We start from the raw sequence: 13,398 nt of genomic DNA on the forward strand, positions 1-13,398 counted from the left end.
GAGTACGTTTGACATAATTGCTTCTTTCTTCCATAATAACGATTTCTTTTTTGTATCGCTATTTCAGGACGGGACAACTAAAACAATAAAAAAATCTCCATTTTCAGAATGGAGATTTTTTGTTTTATAATTTATTTAGTTGCTTTTTTCTGTTCGATTCGAAAGCAAAGACCATATAATTGTTGTTAATAAAACTCCACCAATTATTGATAATGAAACAGTCGATTCGAAATGATAGAAAGGCATAATGATCATTTTAATTCCAATGAAAGTTAAAATTACAGCCAAACCATAGTGTAATTTATTGAATTTATCCATCGAGTTTGCTAACAAGAAATACAACGAACGCAATCCTAAAATAGCAAAAATATTAGATGAATAAAGAATAAAAGGATCGTCTGGAGCAACAGCAAAAATCGCAGGAATACTATCTACAGCAAATACTAAATCTGTTACTTCAATCACCATCAATGCAACGAAAAGAGGCGTCGCCATTTTGATTCCGTTTTGTACACTGAAGAATTTATCTCCATCAAAATTAGGTGTTACTTTAAAAAATTTGTGCACCAATTTTACTCCAAGGTTTTGTGATAAATCTTGATTTTCATCCTCATCACTTGATTTCCAAGATTTGATTCCCGCTACAATTAGGAAGAATCCGAAAAGAGTTAAAACTACATTTGGACGGAAAAATTCTTTTGCAGCAAAATTAGCGTGCGTTGCTTCATCACCTAAATTAAAGTGCCAATCTCCAATAGAAAAAGAAGGTAAATAAGTCATTTTGATTAATTCAACTCCAGCAAAAATAAAGATTGCACGGAATAATAATGCACCTAAAATTCCCCAAAAGAGAACTTTATGTTGATATTCCTTTGGAATTTTAAAGAACCCGAAAACTAAAATAAAAACAAATAGATTGTCGACGGATAACGCTTTTTCAATCCAATAAGCCGCCTGAAATTGGGAGAATTTGTTGAGAGCAAACGCGTGCCCATCAGCTTCCTTGAAAACAAAATAAATTACTCCACTAAAAATCATTGCTAAGGAAATCCAAACAATAGTCCAGATAAGTGCTTCTTTATTCGAAACAACATGCGCGTTTTTGTTAAAAACACCTAAATCTAAAAGCAGCATAATAATTACAGCTACTCCAAAAACAGTTACTAGTCCAGGATGATTTAACATACTATCCTGTACAACACTGAAAATACTCATATAATTTTATTTAATTTCACAATTTACTATAAATTTACCAATCCTAATCGGTAAGCCTTTAAAAAAAAGTTTTTATCAAAGGGAAAAAACATACAAAATTAATTTATTCTAGCATGAAAAAAGTTATAACATACGTATTCTTAACAATTATTTTACCTATCGCGACAAAAGCGCAACAAATTTCTCCATTATTTAAGGATTCCATTCAAATGAAATGGGTTGATGAAAAATACAATACCATGACATTGGAAGAGAAAGTTGGACAATTATTTATTGTAGCTGCGTATACAAATAGAGATGCTGCGCATGAGATTGAGATTCAAAAATTAATCGAAGAAGAACATATCGGAGGATTGATTTTTATGCAAGATCAAGCTGCTCATCAAATCGAGTTAACCAATAAATTTCAATCCATTTCAAAAACACCTTTGTTAATAGGAATGGATGCAGAATGGGGATTAGCAATGCGTTTGAAAAGTGTAGAACGTTTTCCTTGGAATATGACACTGGGAGCATTACGAGATAATAATTTGGTGTATCAAGTAGGGAAACAAATCGGTTTACAAGCGAATAGAATGGGTGTGCAATTTAATTTTTCACCTTCGGTTGATGTCAATGTCAATTCGAATAATCCAGTGATTGGGAATCGTTCGTTTGGCTCTAATCCCGATCGTGTAGCAGAAAAAGGAATTGCTTATATGGACGGAATGCGTGCACAAAATGTTTTATCGTCTGCAAAACATTTTCCAGGACATGGAAATACCGACCAAGATTCGCACAAAGTTTTACCATTGATACCGGATAATAAAACTGATTTAGAAAAATACCATATTGCACCTTTCAAGAAAATGATTGAAGCTGGTGTACAATCAATCATGATAGCACATCTTAATGTTCCAGCTTTGGAGCCAGATGCTACTATTCCTTCAACCTTATCCAAACGAATTATTACAGATTATTTGAAAGGTGAATTACAGTTTAAAGGAATTGTGATTACAGACGCGTTGAATATGGATGGTGTAGCAAAAAGATTTCCTGCAGGTGATGTAGATTATAGAGCTTTTGTGGCTGGAAATGATATTTTACTGTTTTCTCAAAATGTACATATCGGGAAACAAAAAATTATCGATGCAATTAACAATGGAGAAATTTCTGAAGCACGTTTAGAAGAAAGTGTGAAGAAAATTTTAATGGCTAAATACATCACAGGTTTAAACGAGATAAAACCATTAAATCCAGCAAATGTTTTAGAAGATTTAAACTCGCCTGAAAATTTAGCTTTAACAACAAAAATTTTCGAAAAAGCTTCAACTGTGGTTAAAAATCAACACAAGGTTTTACCAATCAAAAAAATAAATCAAAAAATAGCGTTTGTCCCATTGGAACAAACTGATTATGATCAATTTTTGACACATTTACAAAAATATACAAATGTTGAGTTAGTAAAAATTTCAAATCCAAATCAAATCAATTTACTAAATGATTATGATGTTGTTATTGCTGGGGCATTTTTGTCAAACGAAACAGTTTACAAACCTTATAAATTGTCTGCAAATTCGAAAGCTATATTGAATGCATTGCCAAAAGACAAAAAGAAAATCTTTTCATTGTTTACAAGTCCTTATGGATTGAAAGATCTTGATTTATCAAATTTAGATGCCGTTACGGTTCATTATCAAAATACGAAAGATGCGCAAGCAGCAGCAGTACAAATTATTTTTGGAGCAATTGATGCTGAAGGTACTTTTCCTGTAGATATCAATCAAAATTTGAAAGAAGGTCAAGGAATTGTAACAAAACATATCAATCGTTTAGGGTTTACAGCGCCTGAAAATGTAAGTTTAGGAAAAAAAAACTCTCAGAAATAGATAGACTTGCCGAAGAAGCAATAGCAAATCGTTACACGCCTGGAATGCAAATTTTAGTTGCGAAAGATGGAAAAATCGTGTACGACAAAAGCTTTGGAACACAAGATAAAAATTCTTCAAAAAAAGTGAAGTGGACAGATTTATATGATGTCGCTTCTGTAACAAAGGTGACGGCAACGTTGCCTTTGTTGATGTTGGGGGTCGGCGAAGGTAAATTAAACCTTGATCAAACAATTGGTGAAATTGATACCGATGCTAAGAATACGAACAAATCTTCTTTAAAAGTTCGTGAAGTTTTGGCACATCAAGCTGGTCTTAAACCTTGGATTGGCTTTTACAACGAAACGGTTAATGTGAAAAATGCGCGTCTTTATTTGGATTTCTATTCACGTAAACAAGATGAGGAGCATCAAATAAAAGTAACGGATAATATTTATATCATCAATTCGATAAAAGATACGATTTATGAAGATATTTATAAATCACAACTTGGTCGTAAGTCTTATGAATACTCAGATTTAGGCTATTATATTTTTAAGAAGAAATTAGAAAAAGATTTTGGAAAAGATCTAAATCAATTAACGCAAGAAAAATTTTACCAAAATCTTGGAATGTACCGCACCACTTTTAATCCGAAAGAAAAATTTAGTTTAGAAGATATCATTCCAACTGAATACGATAAAACCTACAGAAATCAATTGGTGCATGGTTTTGTACACGATCAAGGTGCAGCGATGATTGGCGGAATTGCTGGTCATGCGGGGTTATTTTCTAACTCGATTGATTTGGCAAAGTTGATGCAACTCTATTTGAATGGTGGCGAATATGGTGATGAGGTTTATTTGAAACCAGAAGTGGTTGCAGAATTTACCAAACAACAATTCAAAGGAAATCATCGAGGTGCAGGCTTTGACAAAATGCAAACGGTTTCTACAAAAGGTCCATCAGCCGAAAGTTTTGGTCATACAGGTTTTACAGGAACTATGGTCTGGGCGGATCCTAAATACAATATTGTTTATATTTTTCTATCAAATAGAGTGAATCAAACTATTGAACCAAATTATTTATCGATAAAAAAAGTGAGAGAAAATATCCGACAAGTAATATATGACGCAATTTTGCCTTAAATTTGTCTAAATAAAAATCGCGAATGAAAATAGGAATTGTATGCTATCCAACCTACGGAGGTAGTGGAATTGTAGCAACAGAACTCGGAATGGATTTAGCGGAGAAAGGGCATGAAGTACATTTTTTTAGTACAAATGTACCTGCAAGATTAAACATTAAATTACCAAATATATACTTTCATCGTATTCATGTTGAGACTTATCCATTGTTTCAATATCAACCTTATGATTTGGCGTTGAGTACAATTTTATATGATAAAGTGTTACATTACGAATTAGATTTGGTGCATGTACATTATGCTATTCCGCATGCGTATTCCGCATATTTTACAAAACAAATGTTGGCAAGAAAAGGGTATCATTTACCAATCGTGACAACTTTGCATGGAACAGACATTACATTAGTTGGGAAACATCCTGTGTATAAAACGGCTGTTGAATTTTCAATTAATGAATCGGATGTAGTTACATCGGTTTCCGAAAGTTTAAAACAAGAAACTTTATGTGCATTTGATATTACAAATGAGATAGAAGTTGTACCAAATTTTATCGATAACGATCAATATTTACCAGAAAAATGCGTCTGTTGTCGTGATAATTTTGCGCTACCAAAGGAGAAAGTTATTTTACATACCTCTAACTTACGAAAAGTAAAACGTATACAAGATGTGATCAGTACATTTAATTTGATTCAAAAACAAATCCCATCCAAATTAATCATTGCTGGAGAAGGACCAGAATGGGATATGGCGGATCAAATGATTCAAGATTTTGGAATTCAAGATAAAGTGAAAAGTCTTGGAATGGTAAGTGACTTGAATGATGTTTTGAAAGCGGCAGATTTATTCCTTTTACCATCCGAACAAGAAAGTTTTGGATTGGCAGCACTTGAAGCTATGGCGGCAAGTGTTCCAGTTATTTCGTCCAATGCAGGCGGAATTCCAGAAGTAAATATTAACGGAGTCACTGGTTTTGTTTGCCCAGTAGGAGATATCGAAATGATGGCAGAAAAAGCGATTTATATTTTAGAGGACGAAAAGCGTTTGGCAGAGTTTAGTTATCAAGCAAAAGAACAAGCGATACGATTTGATAAAACGAATATTCTTCCGCAATATGAAGAATTGTACCGCAAAGTAATTGCAAAATCTAAAATCGGGTAAATCCCGATTTTTATATTTATCCTCATTCAAAACCTTTATTGAAAAACTGACAATATATTTTATTGGCATAACGTTTGACTTATTTATACTCGCTTTTCTAAATGCTTTAGACAAGATTCAAATCTTAATAATGCTGTTATTATGAAAGGCTTTCGTCAGTTAAAAATAGTTTTACTGACACTTTGAACGTATAAAAAAATTATGAACATAGACAATTTGTCATTAGCACAAGTAATGGAAGAAGAAATCGAATTAATTCCTTTGATGAGTAAAGACGAAGAAAGTAAGCTAAATAAGCAAGATATTTCTTCGGTATTGCCTATTTTATCGTTAAGAAACACCGTCTTATTTCCGGGTGTGGTTGCGCCAATTACCGCGGGTAGAGATAAATCTATACAACTTTTAACACAAGCTTACAAAGAAGATCGCATTATTGGAGTGCTTTCGCAGAAAGAAATTGCTGTGGAAGATCCTACACAAGACGATTTATATACAGTAGGAACTGTAGCGAAAATTATGCGAATGATAAAATTACCAGATGGAAACATCACGGTGATATTACAAGGAATGAAACGCTTTAGAGTGAAAGAGTTTGTTACAGACGATCCTTATTTTAAAGCTGAAGTAGAGACTTTGAATGAAAAAGTTCCGACTTCTCGAAACAAAGAATACCCAATAATTATTGAGTCAATTCGTGATTTAGCTTTTCAGATTGTAGAAGAAAATCCAATGTTACCTTCTGAAGCTGCAGGTGCGATAAAAAGTATTGAAAGTAATACATTTTTAATCAATTTTGTGGCGTCTAACTTAACATTGAGTTTAGATGAAAAACAATTGTTGTTAGAAATTTCTGATATGAAACTTCGCGCAATGGAAGTGATGCGTTTTATGAATGTTGAACTTCAGAAATTGGAGTTGAAAAATACCATTCAAAATAAAGTTCGAAAAGAATTAGATCAACAACAAAAAGAATATTTCTTAAATCAACAAATCAAGTCGATTCAAGAAGAATTAGGAGGAAACACGACGGAAGAAGAAATCAATGACATGCGCAAACGAGCTCTAAAAAAGAGTTGGAGCGAAGATGTAGCAAACCATTTTGATAAAGAAATTAATCGTCTTTCTCGCCTTAATCCACAAATGCCAGAACATAATATTCAGCGTAATTACCTTGAATTTATGTTGGATTTACCATGGAATACGTTGACAAAAGATAACTTTGATATTAAACATGCGAAGAAAATCTTAGATCACGATCATTATGGGTTAGAAGATGTAAAAGAGCGTATTTTAGAACATCTTGCCGTCTTGAAATTGAAAGGAGATATGCGTTCGCCAATTCTTTGTTTATATGGACCTCCAGGTGTTGGTAAAACTTCGTTAGGACGTTCTATTTCTGATGCGATTGGTCGTAAATATGTACGAATGTCGTTGGGTGGTTTGCATGATGAATCGGAGATTCGCGGACATCGCAAAACATATATCGGAGCTATGCCAGGACGTATTTTGCAATCGATCAAAAAATCTGAATCATCTAATCCTGTTTTTGTATTAGATGAGATTGATAAAATGACGGCAAGTGCACATGGAGATCCTTCGTCAGCAATGTTAGAGGTTTTAGATCCAGAACAAAACTCGAATTTTTATGATAATTTCTTAGAAATTGGTTACGATTTATCTAAAGTGTTTTTCATCGCGACAGCAAATAATGTTGGAGATATTCCAAGTCCTTTACGTGATCGTATGGAGATGATTAATATCGCAGGTTACACCATCGAAGAGAAAACAGAAATTGTAAAACGTCACCTTTTACCAAAACAATTGTTAGATCATGGTTTGAAAGAGAAAGATGTTGTTTTAGGAAAAAAAGAAATCGAATATTTAATCACCGGTTATACACGCGAATCTGGAGTTCGTAAATTGAATCAGAAAGTTGCTAAATTGGTTCGTTCAGCTGCAAAACACATTGCGTTGGAAGAAGAATTTGATGCTAAATATTCAATCGAAGATATTTCTAAAATTTTAGGACCTTCTATCACGCCAGATCAATATGAAAATAATGAAGTTCCTGGAGTTGTCGTAGGTTTAGCTTGGACAAGTGTTGGTGGAGATATTTTATTTATCGAATCAATTTTATCGAAAGCGAAAAATGGTGGACTTTCTATTACAGGTAATTTAGGAACTGTGATGAAGGAATCTGCAACAATTGCATTAGAATATATCAAATCGCATGCAGATGAATTAGGTATTAAACCAGAAGTTTTCGAAAATTATAAAGTGCATATTCACGTTCCAGAAGGAGCAACGCCAAAAGATGGACCATCTGCCGGAATTACGATGTTGACTTCTTTAGTTTCATCTTTTACACAACGAAAAGTGAAAGCGAAATTAGCAATGACAGGTGAGATTACACTTCGTGGAAAGGTGTTACCAGTTGGTGGAATTAAAGAAAAAATTTTAGCGGCAAAACGTGCAAATATCAAAGAAATTATTTTGTGCGAAGACAACCGAAAAGATATTGAAGAAATTAAAGCGGAATACGTAAAAGGAATGACTTTCCATTTCGTCAAAGAAATGAAAGAAGTTTTGGATATTGCTTTAACGAATCAAAAAGTAAAAGGAGCAAAGGTTTTTGATTAATCTGAAATCTTCTCAAAACTAAAAAAGGAACTCAATTAGAGTTCCTTTTTTTCGTATATAAATAGTAATTTACTTTATCTTATAAGCAATTCCCCAAAAAACTGGCATATTAAATGGGCCGCTATATTTCCCGTAACCAGGAATAACCAAAGGATCAATTCCTTGATCTTTTTTACCACCAATATAAGCTGCAGGATGCAAAGATAATTCACCATAAAAGTTCTTAAAAATCTCTACACGTCCACCAACAACAGCTTCTATCCAATAACTACTTACATTTGCTTTAGGCAAACTTCCGGTATCAATAATTTCATTTGATTGTAAATCACGAATCGCATAGCTGTTAATTGTTTGCGAATAATGTGAATAGGCAATACGTCCACCAATGTAAATTCCGTTCGATTGATTGTCGACATCTTGTGTCACAAACCAGTTGGCACCAACTTTCGCAAAAATTCCATCAACATCTACATCCCAATTGATTTCATTGAAATTATTTTTCTCAAAACCAGCTTCTATAACTGCGTGCCACTTATTATTAATTTGGTATGAAGCAAAAGCGCTAACACCTTTTTTATCGCTAAAAGCTGCAACAATAGGATTGAAAACATCTACACCAATAAAAATATCATGGTTCTTTTTCTTTGGAATAGAATCCGTGACTGTTACTTTTGTTGAGTCAGTTTTATTTATTTGCGCAAAAGCAAAATTAGTTGCGCTCGTCAGCAAAAAGCTTAATAATAGTTGTCGAACCATCTTTTATTTCAGTATTTACAGTTTCTATTCCTTTAATCCAATTTCCAGCGCTACTTTCACTTTTGGTTACCAATTTTACATCAACTCCTTGAAAAGTTAATCCAAAACCGCATGCTTTAGACGTATAAGCATTTCCAATTGTATCGTAAGTTAAAACCAAACGATCTCGTTTTGCTTTAATTGTTTCAATAACTTGCCCCGTAATAGGATCTTTAACTTCTCTATCTTTTCCTTGTGCAATAGTATAATAAATTTCTTTTTGCTTATTCTGACGAATTGGCGTAGCAAAACTCGATTTCATATTGACAGAACCTTGATCAATTAATAGAGTGTCTTTGCTTGTTCCTGTAGGAATAGAATCTTTTAAAACATAGGCCCAATAGAAAATTGTATCTTCTAATTTTGTTGTTTTATCAATGTTGTAATACATGTCTACAACCATACGTGGCACTTCGCCTTCATCTGTACAAATATCATCATCTTCGCAACTATAGATAACAAAACTTGTTAAAATAGAGAGGATTGAAACGGTTAAAATAGATTGAAACTTTTTCATTTTAAAGAATTGAATTTTAAAATCGTTCTAAAAGTACAATATTTTCTACATGATGTGTTTGTGGAAACATATCAACTGGCTGAACTTTAACAATTTTATATTGATCTTTCATCAATTCTAAATCTCTTGCTTGTGTTGCAGAGTTACAAGAAACATAAACAATACGTTTTGGATTCATGAATAAAATATTTTCAACCACTTTTTTATGCATTCCATCACGAGGAGGATCAGTAATCAAAACATCTGGAATTCCATGTTCGTTGATGAAATCTTGATTTAAGACATCTTTCATATCACCACAATAGAAATCACAATTTTCAATACCATTGAATTTAGCTGCTGCTTTCGCCGCATCAATTGCTTCTTGAACTGATTCTACACCCACTACTTTTTTTGCATTTTTCGAAACGAATTGTGCAATTGTTCCTGTTCCTGTATATAAATCGTACACTAATTCGTTTCCTGTTAAACCAGCAAAATCACGTGTTAATTTGTATAATTCGTATGCTTGTTCTGGATTTGTTTGATAAAAAGATTTCGGACCAATTTTGAAATTTAAATCTTCCATCTTTTCCATAATATGATCCTCACCAGCAAAAACTTCGATGTCTAAATCATAAACAGAATCGTTTTGCTTTGGATTAATCGCATACAATAAAGAGGTAATTTCTGGAAATTTATCTTTTAAGTTTTGTAAGAAAGCTTCACGATTTTCTTTTTCTTCGCGGAAAAATTGAACTAAAGCCATTACTTGCCCATTTTGAGAAGTTCTGATCATCAGCGTTCTCAATAAACCTTCTTGATTTTTTAGATCGAAGAAATCTAAGTTATGTTCTAATGCAAAACGTTTTGCTTCGACACGAATCGCATTCGAAGGATCACGTTGTAAATGACATTTCGTAACATCTAAAACTTTAGACCAAGCTCCTGGAATATGGAATCCAAGCACATCTCGGTCGTCAAATTCTTTTCCTGATTGAATTTCTTCTAACGTTAACCAACGAGCATTAGAAAACGTAAACTCTAATTTATTGCGGTAAAAATAGTGTTCTTTAGATCCTAAAATCGGAACAATTTCTGCTTCTAAATCTTTGAAACCTCCAATACGAACTAAATTGTTAACCACTTCGTCGTGTTTAAATTTAAGTTGGGCATCATAGCTCATATCTTGCCATTTACATCCACCACAAACACCGAAATGCTCGCATTCTGGTTGAATACGATAAGGAGATTTTGTATGAATTTCGATTGCTTGTCCTTCTAAATAGCTGCTTTTTTTCTTCAAAACGTGTACATCTACAACATCTCCAGGAATTGCACCTTTTATCAGAACAGTTTTACCTTCCTCTGTTTTACCAACCGATACACCTTTTGCACCAGCACGTAAAACTTCTATATTATTTAATATGATTTTTTGCTTTGCTTTTCTTGACATTTTGCAAAGGTAAGGAAGTCCTCGAAATATTCAATTTTTTATCTTTTATGTAATGAAAAATTAAGGTTTTATGATTAATCTACAGCCCAGCTCATGTTAATATATCCAATGATTCAAAAATAAACATAATACGGATAGAGAAATCTATCCGTTTTTTCTTTAGCTTTATTGAGTAATTGAAATGGTTTGAGAAAAGGTTTATTTTTTATTTTTTTACTACTTATTTTTTCGTGTCAATCGACTGAAAAAAAGCAAATTGAAGAAGAGTCAAGTTCGGATAATAAAGCCTATAATATTGCATGGGAATTTTATGAAAAACAAGAAAGTGATAGTGCTTATATTTATTTTAACAAAGCGAAAGATATTTTTCTGATACAAAATAATAAACATCAAGCTGCTAAATGTTTAATTAATATGGCTTATATAAGCCATTACAAAGGGGATTGGTTTGGAAGTCAGGAATTAAATATAGACGCTATCAAACTATTAAATCCTCAAATCAAAGAGGAGAAAGAAACTTTATCGAGTGCTTATAATAGTTTAGGGCAAAGTACGCATGAATTAAAAAACTATAATGAAGCGATAAATTATTACCAAAAAGCAATAGATTTCACGAAAGATGAGAGTGCTTTTATTATCTACCAAAATAATATTGCCAATAGTTATCGTTACAATAATCAATTTGATGAAGCAATCAAGATTTATCAAGAGTTGTTAAAAGATAAAAATATCACCGAAAATCAAAAAGAATATGCACGGGTTTTAGATAATTTAGCGTACACAAAATGGTTGCAAAATAAAAACGGAGTTGTAAAAAATGAGTTAAACAAAGCATTGAATATTCGAATAAAAGAAAATGATTTGTGGGGACAAAATGCAAGTTATGCACATTTGACAGATTATTTCTCTGATAAAGATGTTAAAGAAGCATTGGATTTTGCTTATAAGAGAAAAACAATTGTATTTGAGAATAAGAGTGTGGATGATCAATTAGAAGTTTATCAGCAATTGATTTTACTTGAAAATTCTACGAATTCTAAAAAATATTTTGAAGCTTATCAAAAACTCTATGATAGCATTCAATTAGAACGGAATAAAGCGAAGAATCAATTTGCATTGATTCGTTTTGATTCAGAAAAAAATAAAGCAAATTTTTTAGAAGCTGAAGCCGAAAACGAAAAGAAAAAGAATAAAATTTTAAGCTTATATATTGTTGTTATTTTGTTGTTGTTGCTTTTGTGTTTCGCATATTTTTGGCACAAAAGAAGAAAACAAAAATTAGAACAAGAAAAAGTTTTAGAGGTAAAGAAAACAGAGTTAAAATATTCAAAAAAAGTACATGACAAGGTGGCAAACGGAATTTACCATGTGATGTCTGATATAGAAAATAAATCGGAATTTAATCGAGATGAAATTTTAGATAAATTAGAAGAAGTTTATGAAATATCACGGGATATTTCGTATGATAAAAAGGATGAAGCGCAACATGAAAATTTTGCAGCTAAATTATCACAATTAATAGGTTCTTTTGATTCGGATAAGGCTAAAATATATTTGATCGGAAACGAAAATGAGCTTTGGTCAATTATTTCTCACCAAGCTAAAGCAGAGATTTTTTTGGTCATACAAGAGTTATTGACGAATATGAAAAAACATAGTCAAGCTTCGCGAGTTGTCTTGAATTTCAAACAAGAAAATCAACAATTTTATATGAATTATTCGGATAACGGAATTGGAATTTCGGAGTTAAATCCTAAAAATGGTTTACAAAATACGGTTTCACGTATTTCTAGTTTAAAAGGAGATGTTATTTTTGACACAGAAAATGGTTTGAAAATCATTATCAAGTTTCCTATTTAACAACCTAATTTTTAAAAAATATGTTTAAAAAAGTATTGATTGCAGAAGATTTTGAAAGTTTTAATATTTCGATTCAAAAAGTTTTGAAGGATTTGAATGTAGATAATCCGGATTATGCTTTTTATTGTGATGATGCTTTTCTGAAAATTAAGAAAGCTTTGCATAATGAGCAACCTTATGATTTATTGATTTCTGATTTATCATTTGAAGAAGATCATCGCGAACAAACTTTGAAAGGAGGAAAGGATTTGATTGAAGCTGTAAAAGCTATTCAACCTCATTTAAAAATTATTGTTTTTTCGGTAGAGAAAAAAGCTGATATGGTTGATAATCTTTTTAAAGAGTATGATATTGATGGATTTGTTGCAAAAGGAAGGGAAGATTCGAAAGAGTTAAAGAAAGCCATTCAAGCTGTTTTTGAGGGTGAAAAACATTTAGAGTTAGGTATGAAAAGAAGCATCAAACAAAAAAACACATTTGAAATTACCTCGTATGATGTTACGTTGGTTTCCTTGCTATCAAAAGGCGTTTTGTTAAAAGATATACCTAATTTTTTAGTAGATAGAAATATCAAACCTTCAAGTAAAAGTAGTGTAGAAAAAAGATTGGGATCGCTAAAAGAATCTCTGCAATTGACAAGTAATCATCAGTTGGTTGCTTTTTTCAAAGATTTGGGAAGTATATAAGATAAATAAAGCGTCAACATTGTACACTGCCCCCAAAAAGTTAGACACTTTTGGGGGCATTTTTTATGACAAGAAAAGTAAAATATAGTGTAGCA

General features: G+C 32.3%; 10 protein-coding genes. 6 read left to right on the forward strand and 4 right to left on the reverse strand.

Annotated elements, in window-relative coordinates:
- Positions 1 to 135: 135 nt before the first annotated feature.
- Entirely contained in the window at positions 136 to 1,215 is a 1,080-nt protein-coding gene (locus tag HX088_RS12770; protein ID WP_171623054.1) for a TerC family protein, read from the reverse strand.
- Positions 1,216 to 1,328: 113 nt separating this feature from the next.
- Between HX088_RS12770 and HX088_RS12775 the strand changes: the two genes are divergently transcribed.
- The 4 genes from HX088_RS12775 to lon all read left to right on the forward strand — a co-directional run bounded on the left by HX088_RS12775 (position 1,329) and on the right by lon (position 8,010).
- Complete coding sequence (locus HX088_RS12775) at positions 1,329 to 3,083, forward strand: glycoside hydrolase family 3 protein (RefSeq protein WP_286484345.1); 1,755 nt, start codon at positions 1,329 to 1,331, stop codon at positions 3,081 to 3,083.
- A 44-nt stretch (positions 3,084 to 3,127) separates the two neighbouring features.
- Positions 3,128 to 4,210 carry a serine hydrolase domain-containing protein gene (locus HX088_RS12780; protein WP_286484346.1) on the forward strand — a complete coding sequence of 361 codons (1,083 nt, stop codon included), beginning with the start codon at positions 3,128 to 3,130 and terminating at the stop codon, positions 4,208 to 4,210.
- 23 nt (positions 4,211 to 4,233) lie between these two features.
- Entirely contained in the window at positions 4,234 to 5,370 is a 1,137-nt protein-coding gene (gene bshA / locus HX088_RS12785; protein ID WP_286484347.1) for an N-acetyl-alpha-D-glucosaminyl L-malate synthase BshA, read from the forward strand.
- 201 nt (positions 5,371 to 5,571) lie between these two features.
- Positions 5,572 to 8,010: an endopeptidase La gene (gene lon, locus HX088_RS12790; RefSeq protein ID WP_286484348.1), complete on the forward strand. Its 2,439-nt coding sequence runs from the start codon at positions 5,572 to 5,574 to the stop codon at positions 8,008 to 8,010.
- Between the two features lie 69 nt (positions 8,011 to 8,079).
- On the opposite strand, the gene HX088_RS12795 is transcribed toward lon, so the two are convergent.
- Genes HX088_RS12795 through rlmD form a run of 3 tightly spaced genes read right to left on the reverse strand, consistent with a single transcriptional unit; the run spans position 8,080 to position 10,757 of the window.
- A complete protein-coding gene (locus tag HX088_RS12795; protein WP_286484349.1) occupies positions 8,080 to 8,766 on the reverse strand; it encodes a DUF6048 family protein in 687 nt (228 codons plus the stop codon).
- Complete coding sequence (locus tag HX088_RS12800; protein ID WP_286484350.1) at positions 8,720 to 9,322, reverse strand: DUF6452 family protein; 603 nt, start codon at positions 9,320 to 9,322, stop codon at positions 8,720 to 8,722. The genes HX088_RS12795 and HX088_RS12800 overlap by 47 nt, the downstream gene beginning before the upstream one ends.
- A 16-nt stretch (positions 9,323 to 9,338) precedes the next feature.
- A complete protein-coding gene (gene rlmD / locus HX088_RS12805; protein WP_286484351.1) occupies positions 9,339 to 10,757 on the reverse strand; it encodes a 23S rRNA (uracil(1939)-C(5))-methyltransferase RlmD in 1,419 nt (472 codons plus the stop codon).
- A 186-nt stretch (positions 10,758 to 10,943) separates the two neighbouring features.
- Here rlmD and HX088_RS12810 point away from each other — a divergent pair, with 186 nt between their 5' ends.
- Positions 10,944 to 12,617, forward strand: a complete 1,674-nt coding sequence (locus tag HX088_RS12810) for a tetratricopeptide repeat-containing sensor histidine kinase (RefSeq protein ID WP_286484352.1) — start codon at positions 10,944 to 10,946, stop codon at positions 12,615 to 12,617.
- A 20-nt stretch (positions 12,618 to 12,637) separates the two neighbouring features.
- Positions 12,638 to 13,303 carry a response regulator gene (locus tag HX088_RS12815; RefSeq protein WP_260543718.1) on the forward strand — a complete coding sequence of 222 codons (666 nt, stop codon included), beginning with the start codon at positions 12,638 to 12,640 and terminating at the stop codon, positions 13,301 to 13,303.
- Positions 13,304 to 13,398: the final 95 nt, after the last annotated feature.

The sequence above is a fragment of the Empedobacter sp. 225-1 genome, from assembly GCF_030328185.1.
GTDB lineage: Bacteria > Bacteroidota > Bacteroidia > Flavobacteriales > Weeksellaceae > Empedobacter > Empedobacter stercoris.

What these genes read in the sequence shown, in the direction of transcription:
- rlmD (WP_286484351.1), bottom strand. Translation starts at nt 10,757, where the DNA reads ATGTCAAGAAAAGCAAAGCAAAAAATCATATTAAATAATATAGAAGTT.
- HX088_RS12780 (WP_286484346.1), top strand. Translation starts at nt 3,128, where the DNA reads ATGCAAATTTTAGTTGCGAAAGATGGAAAAATCGTGTACGACAAAAGC.
- HX088_RS12770 (WP_171623054.1), bottom strand. Translation starts at nt 1,215, where the DNA reads ATGAGTATTTTCAGTGTTGTACAGGATAGTATGTTAAATCATCCTGGA.
- HX088_RS12800 (WP_286484350.1), bottom strand. Translation starts at nt 9,322, where the DNA reads ATGAAAAAGTTTCAATCTATTTTAACCGTTTCAATCCTCTCTATTTTA.
- HX088_RS12775 (WP_286484345.1), top strand. Translation starts at nt 1,329, where the DNA reads ATGAAAAAAGTTATAACATACGTATTCTTAACAATTATTTTACCTATC.
- HX088_RS12795 (WP_286484349.1), bottom strand. Translation starts at nt 8,766, where the DNA reads ATGGTTCGACAACTATTATTAAGCTTTTTGCTGACGAGCGCAACTAAT.
- HX088_RS12815 (WP_260543718.1), top strand. Translation starts at nt 12,638, where the DNA reads ATGTTTAAAAAAGTATTGATTGCAGAAGATTTTGAAAGTTTTAATATT.
- bshA (WP_286484347.1), top strand. Translation starts at nt 4,234, where the DNA reads ATGAAAATAGGAATTGTATGCTATCCAACCTACGGAGGTAGTGGAATT.
- lon (WP_286484348.1), top strand. Translation starts at nt 5,572, where the DNA reads ATGAACATAGACAATTTGTCATTAGCACAAGTAATGGAAGAAGAAATC.